Source organism: Enterobacter cloacae complex sp. 394F7 (genome assembly GCF_057320385.1).
The window spans coordinates 23688-48203 of the sequence record NZ_JBXWCS010000018.1 but is presented as its reverse complement, the minus strand read 5'-3'; the positions used below and the strand labels follow the sequence as shown (position 1 = coordinate 48203).

The 24516-nt window shown below is 55.1% G+C and carries 23 protein-coding genes and 1 pseudogene; 6 read left to right on the top strand and 18 right to left on the bottom strand.

Annotated elements, in window-relative coordinates:
* Nucleotides 1–19 precede the first annotated feature (19 nt).
* The 3 genes from tyrB to dnaB all read right to left on the bottom strand — a co-directional run bounded on the left by tyrB (nucleotide 20) and on the right by dnaB (nucleotide 3847).
* Entirely contained in the window at nucleotides 20–1213 is a 1194-nt protein-coding gene (gene tyrB / locus AC2FAK_RS21095) for an aromatic amino acid transaminase (protein ID WP_095455715.1), read from the bottom strand.
* Nucleotides 1214–1338: 125 nt separating this feature from the next.
* Complete coding sequence (gene alr / locus AC2FAK_RS21090; RefSeq protein ID WP_038418463.1) at nucleotides 1339–2418, bottom strand: alanine racemase; 1080 nt, start codon at nucleotides 2416–2418, stop codon at nucleotides 1339–1341.
* Between the two features lie 16 nt (nucleotides 2419–2434).
* Nucleotides 2435–3847, bottom strand: coding sequence for a replicative DNA helicase (gene dnaB, locus AC2FAK_RS21085; RefSeq protein WP_013095063.1), 1413 nt, complete (start codon nucleotides 3845–3847; stop codon nucleotides 2435–2437).
* Between the two features lie 60 nt (nucleotides 3848–3907).
* Between dnaB and AC2FAK_RS21080 the strand changes: the two genes are divergently transcribed.
* On the top strand, nucleotides 3908–4891 hold the full coding sequence (locus AC2FAK_RS21080; RefSeq protein WP_095455714.1) for a quinone oxidoreductase: 984 nt from the start codon (nucleotides 3908–3910) through the stop codon (nucleotides 4889–4891).
* Between the two features lie 184 nt (nucleotides 4892–5075).
* Here AC2FAK_RS21080 and pspG read toward each other — a convergent pair whose 3' ends face one another.
* From pspG to AC2FAK_RS21060, 4 genes are all read right to left on the bottom strand, one after another.
* Nucleotides 5076–5318, bottom strand: coding sequence for an envelope stress response protein PspG (pspG, locus tag AC2FAK_RS21075; protein ID WP_095455713.1), 243 nt, complete (start codon nucleotides 5316–5318; stop codon nucleotides 5076–5078).
* Nucleotides 5319–5454: 136 nt separating this feature from the next.
* On the bottom strand, nucleotides 5455–6450 hold the full coding sequence (gene dusA, locus AC2FAK_RS21070; RefSeq protein WP_095455712.1) for a tRNA dihydrouridine(20/20a) synthase DusA: 996 nt from the start codon (nucleotides 6448–6450) through the stop codon (nucleotides 5455–5457).
* Between the two features lie 82 nt (nucleotides 6451–6532).
* Entirely contained in the window at nucleotides 6533–7792 is a 1260-nt protein-coding gene (locus tag AC2FAK_RS21065; RefSeq protein WP_201747483.1) for a conjugal transfer protein TraF, read from the bottom strand.
* A 220-nt stretch (nucleotides 7793–8012) separates the two neighbouring features.
* Nucleotides 8013–8501, bottom strand: coding sequence for a cupin domain-containing protein (locus tag AC2FAK_RS21060; RefSeq protein WP_023620296.1), 489 nt, complete (start codon nucleotides 8499–8501; stop codon nucleotides 8013–8015).
* A gap of 115 nt (nucleotides 8502–8616) precedes the next feature.
* On the opposite strand from AC2FAK_RS21060, the gene zur reads away from it, so the two are divergent.
* Nucleotides 8617–9129, top strand: a complete 513-nt coding sequence (zur, locus tag AC2FAK_RS21055; protein ID WP_013095057.1) for a zinc uptake transcriptional repressor Zur — start codon at nucleotides 8617–8619, stop codon at nucleotides 9127–9129.
* Nucleotides 9130–9198: 69 nt separating this feature from the next.
* On the opposite strand, the gene AC2FAK_RS21050 is transcribed toward zur, so the two are convergent.
* From AC2FAK_RS21050 to AC2FAK_RS21030, 5 genes and pseudogenes are all read right to left on the bottom strand, one after another.
* Nucleotides 9199–9408 (bottom strand): CsbD family protein, encoded by a 210-nt coding sequence (locus AC2FAK_RS21050; RefSeq protein WP_020686626.1) that lies wholly within the window; start codon nucleotides 9406–9408, stop codon nucleotides 9199–9201.
* A 49-nt stretch (nucleotides 9409–9457) separates the two neighbouring features.
* A pseudogene (locus AC2FAK_RS21045) lies at nucleotides 9458–9532 on the bottom strand (hypothetical protein); the annotation flags it as partial.
* The gene (dinF, locus tag AC2FAK_RS21040; RefSeq protein ID WP_095455711.1) at nucleotides 9529–10866 is read right to left on the bottom strand and encodes an MATE family efflux transporter DinF; all 1338 of its coding nucleotides are present in this window, start codon (nucleotides 10864–10866) and stop codon (nucleotides 9529–9531) included. The pseudogene AC2FAK_RS21045 and the gene dinF, both read right to left, overlap by 4 nt.
* 64 nt (nucleotides 10867–10930) lie before the next feature.
* Entirely contained in the window at nucleotides 10931–11539 is a 609-nt protein-coding gene (lexA, locus tag AC2FAK_RS21035) for a transcriptional repressor LexA (RefSeq protein WP_013095053.1), read from the bottom strand.
* Between the two features lie 108 nt (nucleotides 11540–11647).
* Nucleotides 11648–12016 (bottom strand): diacylglycerol kinase, encoded by a 369-nt coding sequence (locus tag AC2FAK_RS21030; protein ID WP_023620295.1) that lies wholly within the window; start codon nucleotides 12014–12016, stop codon nucleotides 11648–11650.
* 154 nt (nucleotides 12017–12170) lie between these two features.
* Here AC2FAK_RS21030 and plsB point away from each other — a divergent pair, with 154 nt between their 5' ends.
* Entirely contained in the window at nucleotides 12171–14591 is a 2421-nt protein-coding gene (gene plsB / locus AC2FAK_RS21025) for a glycerol-3-phosphate 1-O-acyltransferase PlsB (RefSeq protein ID WP_013095051.1), read from the top strand.
* Nucleotides 14592–14683: 92 nt separating this feature from the next.
* Here the strand turns inward: plsB and ubiA are convergent, their stop codons facing one another.
* The 5 genes from ubiA to malK all read right to left on the bottom strand — a co-directional run bounded on the left by ubiA (nucleotide 14684) and on the right by malK (nucleotide 19795).
* Complete coding sequence (ubiA, locus tag AC2FAK_RS21020; RefSeq protein WP_013095050.1) at nucleotides 14684–15553, bottom strand: 4-hydroxybenzoate octaprenyltransferase; 870 nt, start codon at nucleotides 15551–15553, stop codon at nucleotides 14684–14686.
* A gap of 13 nt (nucleotides 15554–15566) precedes the next feature.
* Nucleotides 15567–16064, bottom strand: a complete 498-nt coding sequence (ubiC, locus tag AC2FAK_RS21015; protein ID WP_095455710.1) for a chorismate lyase — start codon at nucleotides 16062–16064, stop codon at nucleotides 15567–15569.
* Between the two features lie 180 nt (nucleotides 16065–16244).
* Nucleotides 16245–17189, bottom strand: a complete 945-nt coding sequence (gene malM, locus AC2FAK_RS21010) for a maltose operon protein MalM (RefSeq protein WP_023622494.1) — start codon at nucleotides 17187–17189, stop codon at nucleotides 16245–16247.
* Nucleotides 17190–17303: 114 nt separating this feature from the next.
* Entirely contained in the window at nucleotides 17304–18614 is a 1311-nt protein-coding gene (locus tag AC2FAK_RS21005; RefSeq protein ID WP_058680837.1) for a maltoporin, read from the bottom strand.
* A 71-nt stretch (nucleotides 18615–18685) separates the two neighbouring features.
* Entirely contained in the window at nucleotides 18686–19795 is a 1110-nt protein-coding gene (malK, locus tag AC2FAK_RS21000; RefSeq protein ID WP_008500080.1) for a maltose/maltodextrin ABC transporter ATP-binding protein MalK, read from the bottom strand.
* Between the two features lie 371 nt (nucleotides 19796–20166).
* Between malK and malE the strand changes: the two genes are divergently transcribed.
* From malE to malG, 3 genes are all read left to right on the top strand, one after another.
* Nucleotides 20167–21357, top strand: a complete 1191-nt coding sequence (malE, locus tag AC2FAK_RS20995; RefSeq protein WP_014830274.1) for a maltose/maltodextrin ABC transporter substrate-binding protein MalE — start codon at nucleotides 20167–20169, stop codon at nucleotides 21355–21357.
* 120 nt (nucleotides 21358–21477) lie between these two features.
* The gene (malF, locus tag AC2FAK_RS20990; protein ID WP_020686620.1) at nucleotides 21478–23022 is read left to right on the top strand and encodes a maltose ABC transporter permease MalF; all 1545 of its coding nucleotides are present in this window, start codon (nucleotides 21478–21480) and stop codon (nucleotides 23020–23022) included.
* Between the two features lie 14 nt (nucleotides 23023–23036).
* The gene (gene malG, locus AC2FAK_RS20985; RefSeq protein ID WP_013095043.1) at nucleotides 23037–23927 is read left to right on the top strand and encodes a maltose ABC transporter permease MalG; all 891 of its coding nucleotides are present in this window, start codon (nucleotides 23037–23039) and stop codon (nucleotides 23925–23927) included.
* A 96-nt stretch (nucleotides 23928–24023) separates the two neighbouring features.
* On the opposite strand, the gene psiE is transcribed toward malG, so the two are convergent.
* The gene (gene psiE, locus AC2FAK_RS20980) at nucleotides 24024–24434 is read right to left on the bottom strand and encodes a phosphate-starvation-inducible protein PsiE (RefSeq protein WP_000202963.1); all 411 of its coding nucleotides are present in this window, start codon (nucleotides 24432–24434) and stop codon (nucleotides 24024–24026) included.
* Between the last annotated feature and the right edge of the window lie 82 nt (nucleotides 24435–24516).

The window sequence follows — 24516 nt, the reverse complement described above, 5'->3', positions numbered from 1 at the left end:
AGGGATGGTGAGTAAGTACTTACATTACTGCAGCAAATGCCTGCGCCACGCGATGAACGTTGCTGGCATTCAGACCCGCCACGCACATACGTCCGCTGGCAATCAGATAGATGCCGAACTCTTCGCGCAGACGTTCAACCTGTGCGGCGCTCAGCCCGGTGTAGCTAAACATCCCGCGCTGTTTAAGCAGATAGTCGAAGTTATGCCCCGGTACGGCCTCTTTCAGCACGTTAACCAACTCCTGACGCATCGACAGAATACGCTTACGCATGGATTCCACTTCTGCAAGCCAGCTGGCTTTTAGCTGTTCGTCTCCCAGCACAGTCGCCACCACCTGCGCGCCAAAGTTTGGCGGGCTGGAGTAGATGCGGCGCACGGTCGCCTTCAGTTGCCCCAGTACGCGACCTGCCGCTTCGGCGTCTTCGCACACCACAGAGAGGCCACCCACGCGCTCGCCGTACAGGGAGAAGATTTTTGAAAACGAGTTGCTGACCAGAACAGGCAGCCCGGCGCTGGCCACGGCACGGATGGCATAGGCATCTTCTTCCATCCCGGCGCCAAAGCCCTGATAGGCGATGTCGAGGAAGGGGATCAGGTTGCGCGCTTTCAGCACCTCAATCACCGCATCCCACTGGGCGTTGGTGAGATCTGCCCCGGTCGGGTTGTGGCAGCACGGGTGCAGCAGCACTATGCTACGCTCTGGCAGGGTATTCAGTTTTTCCAGCAGCGCGTCAACGCGCACGCCGTTGGTTTCACTGTCGAACCATGGATAGGTCGCCACCTTAAAGCCAGCACCCTCAAAAATCGCCACGTGGTTTTCCCAGGTGGGATCGCTGACCCATACCCCTGAATCCGGGAAGTATTTTTTCAGGAAGTCCGCACCCACTTTAAGCGCGCCTGAACCGCCCAGGGTCTGGATGGTTGCCACACGTTTTTGTGCGAGCACCGCGTGATCGGCACCAAACAGCAGCGGCGCGATGGCGTTACGGTAAGTATTGAGCCCTTCCATCGGCAGATAAAGAGAAGCACCGTGCGGGGCGGCGTTAAGACGCGCTTCCGCTTCAGCAACGGCTTTCAACTGAGGAATAATGCCGTCCTCGTTGTAATACAGACCAATGCTGAGATTCACTTTGTCGCTGCGAGGATCTTCTTTGAAACGCTCCATTAAGGAGAGAATGGGGTCGCCGGCGTAGGCGTCAACTTTCTGAAACACGCGATGGTTCTCCGGAATTCGATGAGGCAGGGAATTCAACAATAAACCGGATATGACAGAAGATCGAGCGTTTAACCTGTTCCATGCCGGGTCAGGCAACGCTGCCCCCCGGCATTCACAGCAGTTTAATCGATGTACTTCATTGCCACCCTTGATGTCAGGCGCGTTATAAGTTCGTAAGCACTCACTTTCGTGATTTCCGCGATGCGTTCGACGGGCAAACCGTCACCCCACATCACCACATCGTCGCCCGCTTTATCCTGGGCATCGGGGCCCAGATCTACGCAAATCATGTCCATCGCCACGCGACCGACAATCTTCACTTCGCGGCCATTGACCAGAACCGGCGTACCGGACGGCGCAGCACGTGGATAACCGTCGCCATACCCCATCGCCACCACACCCAGCCGGGTGTCACGCTCGCTGGTCCAGGTGCCGCCGTAACCCACCGGTTCCCCCGCCTTGTGCTCACGCACCGCAATCAGCTTAGACACCAGGGACATCACCGGCTGGAAGCCAAAGTCCGGCCCCCAGGGTCTGTTCTCCAGCGGCGATACGCCGTAAAGAATAATCCCCGGACGCGCCCAGTCGAAGTGCGACTGCGGCCACAGCAGAATGCCACCGGAGGCCGCGATAGAGCGCATCCCCGGCTTGCCTTCGCAGAAGGTGTTAAAGATGTCGAGTTGTTGTTCAGTAGCGCCGCAGTCAGGCTCATCAGCCCGGGCAAAATGGCTGACAATATTTACCGGCTGGCGGACATTTTTGCACTGGCACAGACGCTGATAAAACGCCTGCGCGTGTTCCGGACGTACACCCAGACGGTGCATGCCCGTGTCGAGCTTCATCCAGACGGTGACTGGCTCGCTCAGCTCAGCGGTTTCGAGGGCGGAAAGCTGTTCTTCGTTATGTACCGCCGTGTGCAGATGCTGGTCTGCAATGGTCGGCAGGTCTGCAGCCTCAAAAAAGCCTTCGAGCAGCAAAATCGGTTGGGTGATCCCCCCTGCGCGCAGGCGGAGGGCTTCTTCAAGACGGGCAACGCCAAAGGCGTCGGCATCGGGGAGCGTTCGCGCGGTCTCAAGAAGACCGTGTCCGTAAGCGTTCGCTTTCACGACTGCAACAAGTTTACTGGCAGGAGCCAGTTCACGCAGACGTTGCAGGTTGTGTCGCAGAGCGCGGCGGTTAATCACAACAGTTGCCGCTTGCATTTGATTTCCTTAGAAATTACTCATCATCATATTGAGGACCGGCATAGTTGTCGAAACGCGACCACTGTCCGTTAAAGGTCAGACGTACCGTACCGATAGGGCCGTTACGTTGTTTACCGATAATAATTTCGGCGATCCCTTTCAGGTCGCTGTTCTCGTGATAAACCTCATCACGGTAGATGAACATGATTAAGTCGGCATCCTGCTCGATGGAGCCGGATTCACGCAGGTCGGAGTTGACCGGGCGTTTGTCGGCACGTTGTTCCAGGGAGCGGTTAAGCTGCGAGAGCGCCACGACCGGCACATGCAGCTCTTTGGCTAACGCCTTGAGCGAGCGGGAAATTTCCGCAATCTCCAGCGTACGGTTATCAGAGAGCGACGGCACGCGCATCAGCTGAAGGTAGTCAATCATGATAAGGCCAATACCGCCATGCTCGCGGGCGATACGGCGCGCACGGGAGCGCACTTCTGTCGGCGTCAGGCCGGAGGAGTCATCGATATAAATGTTACGTTTTTCCAGCAGGATCCCCATGGTGCCGGAGATACGCGCCCAGTCCTCATCGTCGAGCTGACCTGTACGGATACGGGTCTGATCCACACGAGAAAGCGATGCCAGAGAACGCATCATGATCTGCTCAGATGGCATCTCCAGACTGAAGATTAAGACCGGCTTATCTTGCAACATCGCCGCGTTTTCGACGAGGTTCATCGCAAAGGTGGTTTTACCCATCGACGGACGCGCGGCGACGATAATCAAATCCGACGGCTGCAGGCCTGCGGTTTTCTTATTAAGATCGTCATAGCCGGTGTTAACTCCGGTTACGCCATCGTGCGGCTGCTGGAAGAGCTGTTCAATACGGGCGACGGTGGCATCGAGCACATCGGCGATGTTTTTCGGGCCTTCGTCTTTATTGGCGCGACTTTCAGCAATTTTAAAGACGCGGGATTCCGCGAGATCGAGCAGGTCTTCGCTGGTGCGACCCTGCGGATCAAAGCCCGCTTCGGCGATTTCATTCGCGACCGAGATCATCTCACGAACAACGGCGCGTTCGCGAACGATGTCCGCATAAGCGCTAATGTTCGCTGCACTTGGCGTGTTTTTCGACAGTTCTGCTAAATAAGCAAAACCGCCAACGCTGTCCAGTTGCCCCTGCCGCTCCAGCGATTCCGCGAGCGTAATCAGGTCAATCGGGCTACCGGACTCCTGCAGGCGCGCCATTTCGGTGAAGATGTGGCGGTGCGGGCGGGTGTAGAAATCGTCGGACACGACGCGCTCGGCGACGTCGTCCCAGCGCTCGTTATCCAGCATTAAACCGCCCAACACCGACTGTTCCGCTTCAATCGAGTGCGGCGGGACTTTTAACCCGGCGACCTGAAAATCACGCTCACGAGGTTCAGTCTGTTTGTTGAAGGGTTTGTTTCCTGCCATAGTGAATGGAGTTACCGAGATAAAGAGTGGGTCGAAAGATTACCACATTCTGGAGGAAGCATGGCAACACGTATTGAATTTCACAAGCATGGTGGCCCTGACGTACTCAACGCGGTGGAGTTTACCCCCGCCGCGCCTGGCGAAAATGAAGTGCAGGTTGAAAATAAAGCCATCGGCATTAACTACATCGACACCTATATTCGCGGCGGTCTTTATCCACCGCCGTCACTGCCGAGCGGTCTGGGTACCGAAGCGGCGGGCGTGGTCAGCAAAGTGGGCAGCGCCGTTAAGCATGTTAAAGAAGGCGATCGCGTGGTGTATGCGCAATCGGCGCTGGGCGCTTACAGCTCCGTGCACAACGTTCCGGCTGACAAAGTTGCCCTCCTGCCCAATGCCATTTCGTTTGAACAGGCCGCGGCCTCCTTCCTGAAAGGGCTGACGGTCTATTATCTGTTGCGTAAAACCTATGAAATCAAACCCGACGAGCAGTTCCTGTTCCATGCGGCTGCGGGCGGCGTAGGGCTCATCGCCTGCCAGTGGGCCAAAGCGTTAGGCGCAAAACTGATCGGCACCGTGGGGAGCGCGCAAAAAGCCCAGCGCGCGCTGCAGGCCGGCGCCTGGCAGGTGATTAACTACCGGGAAGAGAGCATCGTTGAACGCTTAAAAGAGGTAACCAGCGGCAAAAAAGTGCGCGTGGTATATGACTCGGTAGGGAAAGATACCTGGGAAGCGTCTCTGGACTGCCTGCAGCGCCGCGGTCTGATGGTGAGCTTCGGTAACGCGTCAGGCGCGGTGACCGGTGTGAATCTGGGTATTCTGAATCAGAAAGGCTCGCTGTATGTCACTCGTCCATCCCTGCAGGGCTACATCACCAATCGCGAAGAGTTGCTCGAAGCCAGTAACGAACTGTTCTCGCTGATTGCCAGCGGGGTCATCAAAGTGGATGTGGCAGATGCGCAGAAGTACGCGCTAAGCGATGCGCAACGTGCGCATGAGGTGCTGGAGAGTCGGTCAACGCAGGGGTCGAGTCTGTTAATTCCCTGATCCCATAAAAGAAATTGGGCTTCCCTGAGGAAGCCCTTTCTTTTTTTAGTTCGGCTGTATGTAGGGTACAGCTCGATGAATTCTTTAGCGGCAGCCATAGTGACAGATTCGATAAGTAAATCCTATTCCGTTCTAAGCAATGCCGCCGGAAAAGTTGCAGGTATGTGACGAACCCCTCAATACCTTAGTAACGAAAGCGGTTATTACGCTGATAAGTGGGCAGTTTTGGTGATTTAATCGCCCGCATAACCCACACCACCGCAACGGCCAGCAGCAGCCACGGCAGAAGTTTGATCGTCAGGGCAAATAATCCGCCAATAAACATGACCACTGTCGCCACCACAAGCGCTGCCAGAATGCCGAGCAGCGACACGCCGGTGGCTAACAGCATGACAAAAAAGCCAATCACAAAAAGCAGTTCCAGCATGGTTCTCTCCCACGAGTTCCCGAATGATGTCGCAATCATTACAAGAACCATGCCAACTCTAACGTGTTGTTATAAAAGCAAAACGCCCCGCAAGGCTGTGCGGGGCGTGGTGAATTTGACGAATTTTTAGCGAGATTTATCGTTTATCTGCAACCAGGCGTAGCGCCTGTTCCAGCACTTCGATATCCGCGCCAGCTTTATGGGCGTTCTCGCTCAGATAGCGACGCCACTGGCGTGCGCCCGGGATCCCCTGGAACAGGCCAAGCATATGACGCGTGATATGGCCAAGGTAAGTGCCGTTACTCAGCTCACGTTCAATGTACGGATACATGGCCCGCACCACGGCAACCGGGTCAGTGTCTGCGCCTTCAACGCCGAAGATCTCGCGATCGACCGTCTTCAGAATACCCGGATTCTGATATGCCTCGCGACCGACCATCACGCCATCCATATGCGCCAGATGTGTTTTGGCCTCGTCGAGCGACTTGATACCACCGTTGATCGACATGGTCAGGTGCGGGAAGTCCCGCTTCAGTTGATACACACGCGGGTAGTCCAGCGGCGGAATTTCGCGGTTCTCTTTCGGGCTAAGGCCAGAGAGCCAGGCTTTACGCGCATGGATGATAAACATCTCGCACTCGCCCTTTCCGGCAACCGTATTGATGAAATCACACAAGAATTCGTAGCTGTCCTGGTCATCAATACCGATACGGGTCTTCACCGTCACCGGAATGGAGACCACATCACGCATCGCCTTGATGCAGTCCGCTACCAGCTGTGCGTTCCCCATCAGACAGGCGCCGAACATGCCGTTTTGCACGCGATCGGACGGACAGCCAACGTTAAGGTTAATTTCGTCGTAGCCACGTTCTTCTGCCAGCTTCGCACAGTGCGCCAGCGCAGCCGGATCGCTGCCACCCAGTTGCAGGGCAACCGGATGCTCTTCTTCGCTGTACGCCAGATAGTCGCCCTTACCGTGAATAATTGCACCGGTGGTGACCATTTCGGTGTACAGCAGCGTATGGCGGGAGAGCTGGCGCAGGAAATAGCGGCAGTGTCTGTCCGTCCAGTCGAGCATGGGCGCAATGGAGAAACGGTGTGCGGGAAAGGCAGTCTGGTGTTCTGACGACATGGCGAAGTTTTAAGCATCTGGTGGAAAAGGGGCGCTACTATAGCATAAAGAAAAGCCGGAGGCGCAACGCCTCCGGTGCCCTTTAGAACGTCATACTTAACTGTGCCCCTGCACCCCAGGTTTCATCTTCACCGTAGAGCCCCATCAGGTCGACGTGGACCGTGTTAAACGGTGCAAAACCGACACCACCGGTAAAGACGTTACTGTCATTCCCTTTCATATCGGCACGATAACCCGCCCGCACGGCCAGCCAGCTCAGCGGCGTCACTTCCGCACCCACGCCAACATACTGCGAGGTATCTTCGCTTTTAAAGCCTTTGGTTTCTGTCAGATCGCCATCGGCGGTCAGGGTCACCAGATCGTTGTGCCAGGCGGCACCGGCCGTCACCAGCGGACGGATTTGATAGGTGTCTTTATAGCTCACCACTTCCCCCGTGCGCCCGTTGCGGATGCGAATGTCCTTGGTGTCGATATCGCGCGACATCAGGTTTTGCCCGCTCACCCCGACCGTCCAGTGCTCGCCGAAATCGGCCGCGATACCGGCATCCACGTTAAAGCCGGTATCGTCTTTCCGGTAGCGGCTGTCGTTCCACTTGTTACTGTCGTAATCGTAAATTGAGGTGGTGTAGTTGTAGATCCAGGTTTTCTGCAGTTTTGGCGTGACACCAAGGGAAACCGGGACGCCACCCAGATCGAACTGACGGGCAATGGCAACACCATAATCGGAGACAATTGCCGCCCGGCCAGACGCCGTAGAGTTAAGGTTTTTTGTGATTTGATCAGTACCGTTTAGCGCCGCATCCAGTGCCACGCCCGCCGCCACCGCATCGCTGTTTTGGATACTGCGCAGGTAATCAATATCTTGCTGATCGATGGAAGAGCTGACGCGCCCGTGGGCATAGCCTTTCGCCATAAAGGCCACGGAGAGCACATCGTTAGGGATACTCACCGCAATCCCCGCGCCTGCCGTAGCGCGTGCGGTTTTGCCTTTGAGATAGTCCAGTTCATCGGCAAGATCTTTTGCCGCTCCCTGGAACTGATTGATTGAGCCCAGCGGGTTGGTAATCACTTCGATGGGGGTCAGGCTATCAACCACATCCTTATAGTGATTGATTTTATCGTTGATGGTATCAATCTCATCCTGAAGATTGTCTTCATCCGTCACCTGCACGCCGACGGACGGTAAAATAACCGTCACATCATCGTCCGGTTTCGCCTTTGCCAACAACGCAGGGTTGATTAACGCCCCGCTGCCATAGCTGCCCGAAGCGACGCCCGTACCACCCATTGCGTCGCTACGTGATTCTGTCCAGGTATTGGCTGCTCCCGCCTGATTTGCCATAAACAGGGAGACAGCGATGCTAACCACCGAAAATTTAAAATGTTTTTTCACAGTATGCTCGTCTTATTGTCGTTAATAACATCACCCTGTTTGTTATCACCCAAACAGGAACGAACTATTGCTGTGAATAAGTACAAAAAGACCCGCTATTTCCTTAAGTAAAACTCCGGACAGGCCTGTTGTTATTTGTGACGGCCCTCAATATTTATAGAAGAGGAAATTATTTTTTCCCAGGTTTTCCATCGTGCGGCCCAAAGAACTGAGGGGGATGATCAACCCAGCGATCTTCACGCGTGGCGGCATACTCCGGATTAAGCGGATAGTAGATTCGGTTGTGCTTCTTGTTAGCCTCGCCAACAACCAGTAATCGCACCTCTTCTTCGGTGTTATTAATAAAGGTATGGCAGACGCCGGTGCCAGCAGGAAACCCTACGCTGTCGCCGGGTTCAAGCTTCCACAAATAGCCGTTAATCCAGGCTTCCGGATACCCTTCCAGCACATAGATGAACTCCTCTTCGTCGCTTTCCGCGTGGGGATAGGAGGTTCGACGCCCGGGCGGCAAACGCTCGTGGTGAATACCGATTCGCCTGAGCCCCAGGTGACGAGCCAGCGGTGCACCGATGGAGAAAAGCTCGTTGCTGTCGGGATAGGTTGAATTATCTGGCTCTTCCACGTCTCGCCAGTGCCGAATACAGTCAGGTTTTTTCATATTTAATTTCCCGGTTTGCGATGGGTCAGGTATAGCACAGCCTGGCGGATCTCGGCGTTTTTACCAGAACATGGTAAAGTGAGGGTTTGCCAGCCTATAACATCCGAGGTGCTAAATGGATAAGTCCACAAAAGAGCTGTTAGCGCAGGCAGAGAAGCTGTGCGCGCAACGCAATGTGCGCCTGACTCCGCAGCGCCTTGAAGTCTTGCGTCTGATGACCCTGCAGCAGGGCGCCATCAGCGCATACGACCTGCTCGACCTGCTGCGCGAAAGCGAGCCACAGGCTAAACCGCCTACGGTCTATCGTGCGCTAGATTTTCTGCTGGAACAAGGGTTTGTACACAAGGTCGAATCCACAAACAGTTATGTGTTGTGTCATCTTTTTGACCAGCCAACCCATACGTCGGCCATGTTTATCTGCGACCGTTGTGGCGTGGTGAAAGAAGAAGGGGCGGAAGGCGTAGAAGATATTATGCATACGCTGGCGGCCAGAATGGGCTTTGCCTTGCGCCATAACGTCATTGAAGCACACGGATTATGCTCTGCGTGTGTAGAAGTGGAGGCCTGCCGGCATCAGGACGCGTGCCACCATGACCACTCTATCCTCGTAAAGAAAAAGCCGCGTTAACAGCCAAAACAAAGGCGGCCCATGGCCGCCCTCAGGGAGTACTTCCTTGTACTGTCGGGTATCACACGGTTACCAACGGTAGTCGTTGCGTTTTTCCCAGTCGCCGACCTCTTTTTCCGCCTGGTCTTTCTCGTAACCGTAGCGTTCCTGAATTTTACCGACAAGCTGATCGCGTTTACCTTCGATGACCGTCATATCGTCATCCGTCAGCTTACCCCACTGTTCTTTCGCTTTACCTTTGAACTGCTTCCAGTTGCCGCCGATTTCGTCTTTATTCATCATCGTGTCCTCTTAGTTAAGCGTCGGGTCGTAACGTCCGTTACGTTCTTTTCTGCTGGACGTGATAATAATTGTAGTTAAGGATTCGGCAGTTGATTTCATATTCGGAATCTTTAACCGTCACGATATATCGTTGCGGGAAGGAAGCCAGGTATTGTTTTGCCAGTGCCGGTGCCAGATAAAGCCCAGTGACAGGCCCCGCAACGCGAGAAAGACCGCCAGGGAGAGCCATAAACCATGGTTACCCAGCCAGGGGAGCGTGAGCAGCGTCAGGGCAAAACCAGCCGCCGCCACCGCCATACTGTTACGCATCTCCGCTCCTCGCGTCGCGCCAATAAACATACCGTCCAGCAGATAGCACCAGACCCCCACCACCGGCAAAATGACCTGCCAGATGAGGTAATGACTTGCCAGCTCGCGCAGTGCAGGAAGGGAGGTGAGTAACGCAATAATCTGTTCGCCAAAACAGGCGTAAATCAGCGCGAACGCCAGCGCCACCAGCCCCGACTGCCGACAGGCCGCCCGCCAGACATCCCGCAGCTGACCACTTTCACGTGCGCCGTATGCCTGGCCGGAATGCGCTTCCACAGCATAGGCAAAGCCATCCAGTGCATAGGCGGTAAAGGTCAGCAGCGTCATCAGAACGGCATTCACCGCGACGATATCTGGCCCAAGCCGGGCGCCAAAGACCGTCAGTGCGCCGAAACAGAGCTGCAGCAGCAGTGAGCGCAGCATAATGTCGCGATTAAGCGCCAGCAGGGTGCGGATATTGCCTCGCCATGCATTCTTGAGCAGTGTAACGGAGATCCCGCGCATGACCAGCACCCGCCATACCATCCACAGACCAAGGATAAACGTCCCGTATTCGGCAATCGCCGTCGCCAGTGCCGCACCCTGCACGTTCATGTGCAGGCCCATCACCAGCCAGAGATCGAGCACGATGTTGAGGAGGTTGCCTACCACCAGCAGGATCACGGGCGCGCGGGCATACTGCACGCCGAGTAACCACCCCAACAGAACCAGATTGGCCAGCGACGCGGGCGCGCTGAGCCAGCGAATTTCCAGGAAGCGTCGTGCCTGCTCCAGTACCGCCTCGCTGCCGCCAACGACATGCAGCGCCAGATCAATCAGTGGGGTACGTAATATAGCGATTAACGCGCCTGCCCCAAGCGCCAGAATTAACGGCTGAACCAGCGCACGCGCCAGACGCAAAGGATCTTTAGCACCGTACGCCTGCGCCGTAAGCCCGGTGGTACTCATGCGCAAAAAGAGCAGGAGCATAAAAAGGAAGCTGGTCGCCGTCGCGCCAATCGCCACGCCGCCCAGATAGATGGGTGAATCAAGGTGACCAATAACTGCCGTATCCACCAGCCCCAGCAGAGGAACGGTGATATTGGAAAAAATCATCGGCAGTGCAAGACGCCACAATGCCTTATCGGATGCCGTAAGCAGTGACATGAAAAAATACCGGGAGTGGATAAGGAATCAGGCCACGGCAGATCCGTAGCCTGTCAGGATGAGATTACAGCCATTCTCCGTTGCGAATGACCCCTACCGCCAGCCCCTCGATAGAGAAGTTTTGTTCGCGGAGGTCTACCACAATGGGGGAAAACTCGTTGTTTTCCGGCAGCAGCTGAACCGTATTACCTTGCTTTTTCAGGCGTTTAACGGTGACTTCATCATCGATGCGTGCCACCACAACCTGGCCGTTACGCACGTCTTGCGTTTTATGCACCGCAAGCAGATCGCCGTCAAGAATACCGATGTCTTTCATGGACATACCGCTTACGCGCAGCAGGAAATCCGCGCTCGGCTTGAACATGCCGGGATCAACCTGATAGTGGCCTTCAATATGCTGTTGCGCCAGCAGAGGTTCACCTGCCGCGACGCGCCCCACCAGCGGAATGCCCGTCTCTTCTTCCACCAGCAGGCGGATACCGCGTGAAGCACCCGATACAATCTCAATTACGCCTTTACGCGCCAGCGCTTTCAGGTGTTCCTCGGCAGCGTTCGGAGAACGGAAGCCCAGACGCTGCGCGATTTCCGCACGCGTGGGTGGCATACCCGTCTGGCCGATATGATCCCGAATGAGATCAAACACCTCTTGCTGCCTGGTCGTTAACGCTTTCATTCCGCCCCCTGGGTGTATATACAGTTATGCTGTGAGTATATACAGTCAAAGGCGATTTTGGAACCAAAAACTGCACAAAAAACCAGGGACTTAATTATTCCTCGAGGCTCATCGGAAATGTGACCAAAGCAGCGTGACCCAGGTGATGACCGCAGTGATAATCGCCAGCAACACGGCAGCAGAGCCCATGTCTTTTGCCCGGCCAGAAAGTTCGTGGAAATCAGAGCCAATACGGTCCACAACGGCCTCAATAGCGCTATTAATAATTTCCACTATCATCACCAACAGCACGGAGCCGATCAGAAGCACGCGGGTAATGGCATCAACATCAAGGAAACAGGCGATAATCACCGCGACAATCGCGGCGACACCCTCCTGGCGAAACGCGGCTTCGTTGACCCAAGCGGCGCGAAAACCTTTCCAGGAATAGCCAGCAGCTTTAATGATACGGGTTAACCCAGTGGTATTATTGGCCATTAAAAGAACCTTTTATTTGAAATAGCGTCAATAACAGGAGGCGCAACGTGTTGCGCTGTAGCCTGAAGTATGACGGGTAACAACAGTAATTTCGCGCGCTTTCTGTTATCCTTGCGCCGCAATTGCATTATTAACCAGAGGCTTTACATCGTTTATGTCTGGCTGGCCACGAATTTACTACAAATTACTTAATTTACCATTAAGCGTCCTGGTAAAAAGTAAGTCTATCCCAGCAGAACCCGCGCTGGAATTGGGGCTCGATACGTCGCGCCCTATTATGTATGTTTTGCCTTATAACTCGAAGGCAGACTTGCTGACGCTTCGCGCCCAGTGTCTGGCGCATGATTTACCTGACCCGCTTGAACCGTTAGAAGTCGACGGTACGCTATTGCCGCGATACGTGTTCATTCACGGTGGGCCACGCGTGTTTACCTATTACACGCCAAAAGAAGAGTCCATTAAGCTGTTCCACGACTATCTCGACCTGCATCGCAGCAATCCCGATCTGGATGTGCAGATGGTGCCGGTGTCGGTGATGTTTGGTCGTCGTCCGGGCCGCGAAAAGGGGGAAGAGAACCCACCGTTACGCATGCTTAATGGCATCCAGAAATTCTTCGCCGTCTCCTGGCTGGGGCGCGACAGCTTTGTGCGCTTCTCCCCTTCCGTCTCGCTGCGCCGGATGGCCGACGAGCACGGCACCGATAAGATCATCGCGCAAAAACTGGCGCGCGTGGCGCGCATGCATTTCGCTCGTCAGCGTCTGGCCGCCGTTGGCCCTCGCCTTCCGGCGCGTCAGGATCTCTTCAACAAGCTGCTGGCTTCCAAAGCGATCGCTCGTGCTGTTGAAGACGAAGCGCGCAGTAAAAAGATTTCTCATGAAAAAGCACAGCAGAACGCCATTGCGCTGATGGAAGAGATTGCCGCGAACTTCTCCTATGAGATGATCCGTCTTTCTGACCGCATCCTGGGCTTTACATGGAACCGCCTCTATCAGGGCATTAACGTCCATAACGCCGAGCGCGTTCGCCAACTGGCGCATGACGGCCATGAAATTGTTTATGTGCCCTGCCACCGCAGCCACATGGACTACCTGCTCCTCTCGTATGTGCTCTATCACCAGGGGCTGGTGCCACCGCACATCGCAGCCGGTATCAACCTGAACTTCTGGCCAGCAGGCCCGATTTTCCGCCGCCTGGGGGCGTTCTTCATTCGTCGTACCTTTAAGGGCAACAAGCTCTACTCCACCGTATTCCGTGAATATCTGGGCGAGCTGTTCAGCCGCGGTTATTCCGTTGAGTACTTCGTGGAGGGGGGACGTTCACGAACCGGCCGTCTGCTGGATCCGAAAACTGGCACGCTGTCGATGACCATCCAGGCGATGCTACGCGGCGGCACTCGTCCCATCACGCTGGTGCCCATTTACATTGGCTATGAGCACGTCATGGAAGTGGGGACTTACGCCAAAGAGCTGCGCGGGGCGACTAAAGAGAAAGAGAGCCTGCCGCAGATGCTGCGCGGGCTGAGCAAGCTACGCAATCTTGGTCAGGGCTACGTAAACTTCGGCGAGCCGATGCCGTTGATGACGTATCTGAACAACCATGTTCCCGATTGGCGCGAGTCTATCGATCCTATCGAAGCGGTGCGTCCAGCCTGGCTGACGCCAACGGTTAACGGTATCGCGGCTGAGCTGATGGTGCGTATTAACAACGCCGGTGCCGCAAACGCCATGAACCTGTGCTGTACGGCACTGCTGGCGTCACGTCAACGCTCGCTGACCCGTGAACAGCTTACGGAGCAGCTGGATTGCTATCTTGACCTGATGCGCAACGTTCCCTACTCGGTGGATTCAACGACGCCTGCCAGCACGGCGAGCGAGCTGATCGACCATGCGCTGCAGATGAACAAGTTTGAAGTCGAGAAAGATACGATTGGCGACATCATCATTCTGCCGCGCGAGCAGGCGGTGCTGATGACCTACTATCGTAACAATATCGCGCATATGCTGATGCTGCCGTCGCTGATGGCGGCGATCATTACCCAGCATCGCCGTATTTCTCGTCAGGAGCTGCTGCGTCACGTGGAAACGCTCTATCCGATGCTGAAAGCAGAGCTGTTCCTGCGCTGGAGCAAGGATGAGCTGGCGATTGAGCTGGATAAAATGACTGAGGAGCTGCGTCGTCAGGGGCTGATTACCGTCGTTAACGATGAGCTGCATATTAATCCGTCACGCTCCCGCACGCTGCAACTGCTGGCGGCGGGTGCGCGTGAAACGCTGCAGCGCTACGCCATCACCTTCTGGCTGCTGAGCGCGAACCCATCCATTAACCGCGGTACGCTGGAGAAAGAGAGCCGGACGCTTGCACAGCGCCTTTCTGTTCTGCACGGCATCAACGCCCCGGAATTCTTCGACAAAGCGGTCTTCAGTTCGCTGGTACTGACGTTGCGTGATGAAGGGTTCATTAGCGACACGGGCGATGCCGAGCCGGAAGAGACGCTGAAGGTGTATCAGATGCTGGCAGAGCTGATTACCTCCGACGTGCGTTTGACGATTGAGAGTGCGACGCAGGGCGAGTGATGTGAAAAAGCCGGGTGGCGCTTGCGCTTACCCGGCCTACGATCCTGCATGACATGTAGGCCCGGTAAGCGCTAGCGCCACCGGGCTTCTTTTTAGCCAAAGTAACTCATCGCCAGTCCTAAAAACAGCACCAGGCCCACGTAGTTATTATTCATAAACGCTTTAAAACAGGCGTCACGCTCACGCTTTGCGATCAGCTTTTGCTGATATGCAAACAGCAGCCCCGCCACCAGCACTGACCAGTAAAACTCCCAGTTGAGCCCGTTCAGGCGGCCAATCGCCACCATCAGCGCCAGCACGGCGACCTGCAGGATACCGATAATCAGCTTGTCGTGACGACCAAACAGAATGGCGGTCGATTTAATGCCAATTTTCAGATCGTCATCGCGGTCAACCATCGCATATTGCGTGTCATAAGCCACGGCCCAGAGAATGTTCGCCAGGAACATCAGCCAGCAGCTCAGCGGTACCGACTCGCTGACCGCCGCAAACGCCATTGGGATCGACCAGCCAAACGCCGCGCCGAGCACCACCTGCGGCAGATGGGTATAGCGTTTCATAAACGGATAGACCCATGCCAGCGCGAGAGCCGCAACGGAAAGCAGGATGGTCATGGTGTTGAGGGTTAACACCAGCAGGAAGGAGAGCAGCACCAGCACGATAAACAGCACACGGGCCTCTTTCTCTGTGACCTGCCCGCTGGGTAACGGACGATTGGCTGTCCGTTTCACATGTCCGTCGAATTTACGATCGGCGTAGTCATTGACCACACAGCCCGCCGCACGCATCAGCCAGACACCGGCCACAAACACGCCCAGGATCCACAGCGGTGGAACGCCCGGCGTCGCCACCCATAGCGCCCATAATGTCGGCCACAACAGCAGTAGCGCGCCGATGGGTTTATCGGTACGCATTAAGCGGTGATAGGCCAGCAGCTTGTTCTGCGTCAGGCTCCACTCCATTTTTTTCTTCCTCTCAGTACAACGGCGATGCCGGTAAAAAAAGCTCCGTCAGTATTAACGGTTTACCGCTCAGGCGAAGACGGGAACGACGTCCCCACAGTTCGGCATCGCGTCCAATTTCAATAAAATCCCGGGTAAGTTCAGACGAGGTAAAAAGATACCGCCCGAGCGGGGTATTTCCCAGCCGTTGCAGTGCCAGCTCTGGCCCGGAAAGGGTGGATTCAGGCACCACGGTTCGTCCGGCGAGCCACGGCTCACCATCCGCGCAGAGCAGAATTTCACGCAACCAGTAGCGTTCTTCTTTTGGTAACAGCGGCAGCTCACTGGCAATGCCAGCAGAGGTGACAAACCCTTCCTGAATCATCGTCACCGTAACCGTCTTGCCCTGTTGCTCAAAACGTTTAGTCATGGAATCTTCCAGCAGCAACCAGTCAAGCTGCTGCGGGTCAAGCGCAGGTATTTGGTCGAAATAGCGCAGCGAACGCAGTTGCGTTAGCGCAGGGTGTGACATGCCGGACTCTCCGATACATAACGTAATGGCATTGTATCGCAGAAAAGCGCATTGAGGGCGGTCAAACGTTATTTAGCGATCACTATCGCAACAATGGTGCAACAGCGCGAGCGGCACGAAAAAAAGTGCGCCCACTCAGGCGCACTAAACTACTAACAAATCAGCACTGTGGGGAAACGGTTACCCCTTGCCTTTTACACTGCTGATAAAGGTGGAACGGGCAGTGGTTGAACCTAAACGTTCGGCTTCATCAAGCAGTTTCAGCGCTTTATCGACATCGCCGCGCTTCACCGCCTGCTTAATGGCGTTGTTGAAGTATTCTTCGGTGTCGTTCAGTACCGGCTCAGCTTTCTTCGCCGGAGCTGGGGCTGCGGTCGCGGCTGCCGTAGCCGCTGGCGCGGTATAAACAGGTGCAGCGGTATTCCCCACAGTCACCGGACCAGGACCAGACGAGCCAAACAGTGGGCCAACGAGTACGCTGGAAGCGCTGTTGGTGGAAACTTTCAGTTTGACCAGGCCATCAGTGGTATGGCGGGCAAGCGGATCCGGAATATCCGGGACAGAGTTACCGGTGCCTTTGGCATAAGCTTTCGCCGGGTCAACCAGCTTTGTTGTCTGCTGCAAATCTTTCTCTGTTGTGAATACCAGCACGTAAATCTTTTGCTGACCCAGAGCAGGCGTCAGGCGCATAACGCCTTCCAGGCGGTCCGCACTCATTACGCCCGGTTCCTGATAGCTAAAATAGTCGCTCGGGAAGAACGCCGATGGCGTCATGTTTTGATCGAGGATCAGGACGTTTGGCGCAAACACACTGGTCTGTTTGTTCACTTCGCTGGTCAGCGTCAGGGTCAATTCACCAATGTTCGCCGGTACGCTATAAGCCGCAACGGGGCCAGAAATTCCCGGCACGTTCAGTTGTTGGCCACCCATAGAGAGCTGAGTCGACTGCGTTTTGGATTGATCAACCGGCGTCCATGTCAGTTGCTGGAGTGCCGCTGCCGGGATAGCGGGCGCAGCACTGGTATTTTGTGGCACGAAATTCACGTCTGCAAAGGAGACGGCCGGAACACAGGCTAACAGCCCCGCAGAGAGGCACAGCGCGACGAGACTTTTCTTCATTTTCATTGTTATTACCTCTGATAGCGTGAGCACTGCGGTGGCCAGGCAATAGCGCGCAGCACCCTAAGGAGAGAGGGGCTTGCGCCCCTCTTTTCAGGTCATTACGTCAGGTCTAACAAATTACCACCAGATTTCCATCTGGGCGCCGAAGGTCCACTCATCGTTGTCGCCACGGCTGAAGGTTTTCGCAGAGGTGTCACTGTAAGCCACACCGGAGGTGTAGCCAGTGTCGCTGTTGTTTGCGTAACCCCATTTCTCATCCCACTTCGCGTAGGTTGCGAAGACACGGATAGCCGGACGGGACCAGATGCTGTCGCCTGCCTGCCATTGCTGTGCCAGGGTGATTTTGTACTGGCTGTTCTTCTCGTCAGTTCTCTGAGATTTGACGTTGTCGTAGCCCACTTCAAGCAGGGTGCTCATGATTGGCGTCCATTTGAACATCGGACGAACACCCACAGTCCACCACTCGGTACCGTTGTTGTTGTCACGATCGATGTTCTGGTACATACCGACGTACATCAGGTCCCAACGGTCTGCCAGGGTGATTGCACCGTGGTCCAGCACACGCCACATGGAGCCATCGTTATCAACGCTACCGCCCTGTGGAATACCTTTGCCGTTAGAGGTCATGGAATCCGTACCGTACTGCAGTACGAACTTGTTGAAGCCCTTCATCATGCTCTGGGTGTGTTCAGCAGTGAACAACCAGCCATCTTTAGAAGCGCCAGGCTGCAGGTAGTAGTCGTCAGGAATGTTGGTGTGACCATAGTCAACGCCCAGCTCCAGCGTACCGCCCGGGTTGGTTTCCAGACCGGCTAAACGCACGTCGAAGACGTCGTTAGGTACAATGTTGTCATAAACACGATCGCCGTTTTCATCACGATCGGCGAAGGTTGCAGAACCGCCTGATTCAGAAGAGCGGGTAGCTGCCAGAGAGAGTTTACCAAAGCCCAGATCGATGTTTTCAATACCGGCACCAGGACCTGAGATGTCCCAGTAGTAGAAGTCGATCATGTGAACGTCATGACGCTGATAGAAGCGCTTACCGGCCCAGATGGTGGAGCCTGGCAGCCACTCAATCAGGTTTTTACCCTGCACGTTAGCTTCACGGAAGGCCGGGCTGGTGGATTCCCAGTCGTTCTGCTGAGAAACGGAATACGCTACGTTAGTGTCGAAATAGAAGCTCTTGTCGCCCTCTTTCCACACTTCCTGGCCCAGTTTCAATTCAGCATAGGTTTCACATTCGTTACCGAGACGATATTTAGTACCGCCAGTACCCGTCGTTGCAAAACATTGTTGTTCACCGCCACTCCCGGTCCAGCCAATGCCGGAACGAGCATAACCTTTAAAGTCTACAGCGCCTGCCTGGGCAGACATAATGCCTGCCGCAATGGCGAGTGCCAGAGGGACTTTGCGCAGAGTAATCATCATTCTATCTCCTGAGATCATTGCTTTTCTTTGAACACTTGACCTGTCGGTTTCGTGTCTTCTTTTGGGATTGCTTAAACGCCTGGCTCTTTGTGCAGCCGACGACATGCAGTGCCATCCTCGCGGAACAGATGGCAACGCTCTGGCGGCAAACCGATAGCGAATGTGGCACCCTCTTCTACCAACACCACGTCATTCTGGCGGTAGACCAGGTTCTGACGGATGGCGGGGATCTGGATATGAATCTGTGTTTCGTGACCAAGTTGTTCGACGACCTGAACTTCACCTTCCAGCGTCACATCGGCGATGTGGCTCGGCAGTAAATGTTCAGGACGAATACCGAGGGACATGTTGGCCCCCACCTGTACGTTGGCGCTGTCGACCGGCAACCAGACTTGCTGACGGTTTGGCAACTCCACCTGTACCTGTTCAATGGCTGTCGCCGTGACTTTGACGGGCAGGAAGTTCATCTTTGGCGAGCCAATAAAGCCCGCAACAAAGCGGTCTGCCGGATAGTGATACAGCTCCAGCGGTTTACCCACCTGTGCTACGCGGCCTGCGTCCAGCACCACAATTTTGTCGGCCAGCGTCATCGCTTCGACCTGATCGTGGGTGACGTAAATCATCGTGCGGCCAAGACGTTTATGCAGACGGGAGATTTCGATACGCATCTGGACGCGCAGCGCGGCATCCAGGTTAGAAAGCGGTTCATCCAACAGGAAGACGCGTGGTTCGGCCACCAGCGTACGGCCAATCGCGACGCGCTGACGCTGACCACCGGAAAGCGCCTTCGGTTTACGCTCCAGCAGGTGTGCCAGCTGTAACACTTCTGCCACCTGCGTGACGCGCTGGTTAATCACCTCTTTTTTCGCCCCCGCCAGCTTCAGGCCAAAGGACATGTTCTCGGCGACGGAAAGATGGGGATAAAGTGCATAAGACTGGAACACCATGCCGACGCCTCGTTCGGCAGGCGGGATGTCGTTCATTCGGGTATCACCAATCAGCAAATCACCGCTGGTGATGGTTTCAAGACCGGCAATCATACGCAGCAGAGTTGATTTACCGCAGCCAGATGGGCCAACAAACACCACGAATTCACCTTCGTGGATGTCGAGATTGATGTCTTTTGACACCACCACATCGCCCCAGGCTTTCGTTACATTACGCAGCTGTACGCTCGCCATGCCCTTCTCCCTTCGTTACAACCTGTCACCGACAGAAACATTCAAGATAAGTTCACTATGGGGTATCCATTACTTTCGCGAATCCTCCACCCCCCGGCTTTTTTATGGGGGAGGAGGCGGGAGGATGAGAGAGCAGGCTCTGCGACCGCAGCTGGCGGGCTGAGGCAAAATTCGTGAAGCCACCTGCAAAATTCAGCGTGTTTTTATGTGCGCCAGCACTCATAACTTAAATTTATGCAACACAGATCACACAAACCGGGGGTGGGGCGTAGGGGTTGGGAGGATGGAAAGAGGATGTCAAATAAGGAGACTGAGTGACGTTGAACCACCTTATGTATCCACGAGCACATCACCAAAAAAGGATGGCAGATATGAAGATCAAGACTGGCGCACGCGTTTTCGCATTGTCCGCCCTTGCAGCAATGATGATTTCCGCACCGGCTCTCGCCAAAATTGAAGAAGGTAAGCTGGTTATCTGGATTAACGGCGACAAAGGCTATAACGGCCTGGCCGAAGTGGGTAAAAAATTCGAAAAAGACACCGGTATCAAAGTCACCGTAGAACACCCGGACAAGCTGGAAGAGAAATTCCCGCAGGTTGCGGCAACCGGTGACGGCCCGGACATCATCTTCTGGGCGCATGACCGTTTCGGGGGTTATGCACAATCCGGCCTGCTGGCGGAAGTCACGCCTGATAAAGCCTTCCAGGACAAACTGTTCCCGTTCACCTGGGACGCCGTTCGCTATAACGGCAAGCTGATCGCTTATCCAATCGCAGTGGAAGCCCTGTCTCTGATTTATAACAAAGACCTGGTGCCTAACCCGCCGAAAACCTGGGAAGAGATCCCGAAACTGGATAAAGAGCTGAAAGCGAAAGGTAAGAGCGCGCTGATGTTCAACCTGCAGGAGCCGTACTTCACCTGGCCGCTGATTGCTGCCGATGGCGGTTACGCGTTCAAGTTTGAAAACGGCAAATATGACGTCAAAGACGTGGGCGTGGACAACGCGGGTGCGAAAGCGGGTCTGACCTTCCTGGTCGATCTGATCAAGAACAAACACATGAACGCGGATACCGATTACTCCATCGCGGAAGCGGCGTTCAACAAAGGCGAAACCGCGATGACCATCAACGGTCCGTGGGCCTGGACCAACATCGACAAGAGCAAAATCAACTACGGCGTGACGCTGCTGCCAACCTTCAACGGCAAGCCGTCTAAACCGTTCGTCGGCGTGCTGAGCGCAGGTATCAACGCCGCCAGCCCGAACAAAGAGCTGGCGAAAGAGTTCCTCGAAAACTACCTGCTGACCGATCAGGGTCTGGATGAAGTGAACAAGGACAAACCGCTGGGTGCCGTTGCGCTGAAATCCTTCCAGGATCAGCTGGCAAAAGACCCACGTATCGCGGCAACCATGGATAACGCCCAGAAAGGCGAAATCATGCCGAACATCCCACAGATGGCCGCGTTCTGGTATGCCACCCGTACTGCGGTGATTAACGCCGCAAGCGGTCGTCAGACTGTCGATGCCGCGCTGAAAGATGCGCAGGGTCGTATTACTAAGTAAGCAGAAAAACGGCGGGTGGCGCTTGCGCTTACCCGCCCTACGACTACGGCACGATCCGTAGGTCAGGTAAGCGCAGCGCCACCTGACAATAAGTTTCCATCGTTGTAGAGGAAGAACCCCATGGATGTCATTAAAAAGAAACATTGGTGGCAAAGCGACGTGCTGAAGTGGTCAGCGATCGGTCTGCTCTGTCTGCTGGTGGGTTACCTTGTTGTTTTAATGTACGTACAAGGGGAATATCTGTTCGCCATCATGACGCTGATTTTAAGCTCTGCTGGCCTGTATATTTTCGCCAACCGTAAGGCATATGCCTGGCGTTATGTCTATCCGGGCGTGGCCGGGATGGGGCTGTTTGTCCTGTTCCCGCTGATCTGTACTATCGCTATCGCATTCACTAACTACAGCAGCACCAACCAGCTCGCACAAGAGCGCGCCACTCAGGTACTTCTGGACCGTTCTTATCAGGCAGGAAAGACCTTCAACTTTGGTTTGTATCCTGCGGGTGACGAATGGAAATTAGCACTGACTGACGGCGAGAGCGGCAAAACCTATATTTCCGACGCTTTCAAATTTGGCGGCGAGCAGAAGCTGGCCTTAAAAGAGGCCCCTGCCCTGCCGGAAGGCGAACGCGCTAACCTGCGTATCATTACCCAGAACCGTCAGGCGCTAACTCAGCTCACCGCCGTATTGCCAGACGAAAGCAAAGTGACCATGAGCTCGCTGCGCCAGTTCTCCGGCACGCAGCCACTCTATACCCTGGCGGATGACGGCACGCTGACGAATAACCAGAGCGGTGTGAAGTACCGTCCGAACAACGATATTGGTTTCTATCAGTCTGTAAACGCCGACGGCAGCTGGGGCGATGACAAACTCAGCCCGGGTTATACCGTGACTATCGGCTGGGACAACTTTACCCGCGTGTTTACCGACGAAGGGATCCAGAAGCCGTTCTTTGCTATCTTCGTCTGGACGGTGGTCTTCTCCGTATTGACGGTACTCCTGACCGTTGCCGTGGGTATGGTGCTGGCCTGCCTCGTGCAGTGGGAAGCCCTGAAAGGCAAAGCGATCTACCGCGTGCTGCTGATCCTGCCGTATGCCGTACCGTCGTTTATCTCAATTCTGATTTTCAAAGGGCTGTTTAACCAGAGCTTCGGTGAAATCAACATGATGCTGAGCGCGCTGTTCGGCATCAAACCGGCCTGGTTCAGCGACCCGACCACCGCTCGTTCGATGATTATCATCGTCAACACCTGGCTGGGTTATCCGTACATGATGATCCTGTGCATGGGCCTGCTGAAGGCTATCCCGGACGACCTGTACGAAGCCTCGGCAATGGATGGCGCGGGTCCGTTCCAGAACTTCTTTAAGATTACGCTGCCGCTGCTCATCAAGCCGCTGACTCCGCTGATGATTGCCAGCTTTGCCTTCAACTTTAACAACTTCGTGCTGATTCAACTGTTGACCAACGGTGGCCCGGATCGTCTCGGTACCACCACGCCAGCCGGCTATACCGATCTGCTCGTGAGCTACACCTATCGCATCGCCTTTGAAGGCGGTGGCGGTCAGGACTTTGGTCTGGCGGCAGCGATTGCCACCCTGATCTTCCTGCTGGTTGGCGCGCTGGCGATAGTGAACCTGAAAGCCACACGTATGAAATTTGACTAAGGAGGGCATCGATCATGGCTATGGTACAACCCAAATCTCAGAAACTGCGCCTCCTGGCGACGCATTTAGGGCTGCTGATTTTTATTGCGGCGATCATGTTCCCGCTGCTGATGGTCATCGCCATCTCCCTGCGTTCGGGTAACTTCGCTACCGGCAGCCTGATCCCGGACGAAATCTCCTGGGAGCACTGGAAGCTTGCGCTGGGCTTCAGCGTGGAGCATGCCGATGGCCGCGTTACCCCGCCGCCGTTCCCGGTACTGCTGTGGCTGTGGAACTCGGTGAAAGTGGCGACCATCACCGCGATCGGCATTGTGACGCTCTCCACCACCTGTGCGTACGCCTTCGCCCGTATGAAGTTCCCGGGCAAGGCTTCACTGCTGAAAGGGATGCTGATTTTCCAGATGTTCCCGGCGGTACTGTCTCTGGTCGCGTTGTATGCCTTGTTTGACCGCCTGGGGCAGTATGTGCCGTTTATCGGCCTGAACACCCACGGCGGCGTGATCTTCGCCTATCTTGGCGGTATCGCCCTGCATGTGTGGACCATCAAAGGCTATTTCGAAACCATCGACGGCTCGCTGGAAGAAGCGGCGGCGCTGGATGGCGCAACACCATGGCAGGCGTTCCGTCTGGTTCTGCTGCCGCTGTCGGTGCCTATCCTGGCGGTGGTGTTTATCCTGTCGTTTATCGCCGCCATCACCGAAGTGCCGGTCGCGTCTCTGCTACTGCGTGATGTGAATAGTTACACCCTGGCCGTGGGTATGCAGCAATACCTCAACCCGCAAAACTACCTGTGGGGCGACTTTGCCGCGGCGGCCGTACTCTCTGCCATCCCGATTACCGTGGTGTTCCTGCTGGCGCAGCGCTGGCTGGTCAACGGCCTGACGGCGGGCGGTGTGAAAGGTTAAGTTTCATCTGTTATGCCACTGCAACCCTCAACTTTAGACGTATTGTATTAACCCAACTTGTGACTGTTGTTAGGCGCTCTTCGGAGCGCCATTTTTTTATTCGCGCTTCAGCCGCTTCGAATTACACAACCAGAGCGTGATCACCAGCAGCAGGATCGCCGCCGAGTAGATCAGCACATCAAGGGGAGATTTATGATCGACGATGATCAGGCGCACTATCGCGGTGATCCCAATGTAGACAAAATAGCGCAGCGGGAAGTGAAAGCCTGACTGGAAATACTTCACAATCAGGGCGATAAATTCAAAGTAGAGAAAGTAGACCACCAGGCCTTCCACCAGCGCATATTTGCTGGTTTGCTCGGGGGCGAACAGTACATCCGCCAGATGCACCGTCTCTTTACCCAAAAAGACGACCAGGATCAGGCCAAGGCTCAGCAGACCGAGGTTGAGCACGGTCTGGAGGATAGTTGAGATGAACTCAACGCGCGGGCGAGTCAGGGATGTCATACAGCACCTCATTCTCCAGGGCGAGGTTCCTGTATAGCGCAAAAATGTGACGTGGTTCTATATTTTTTAATTATGTTTTATG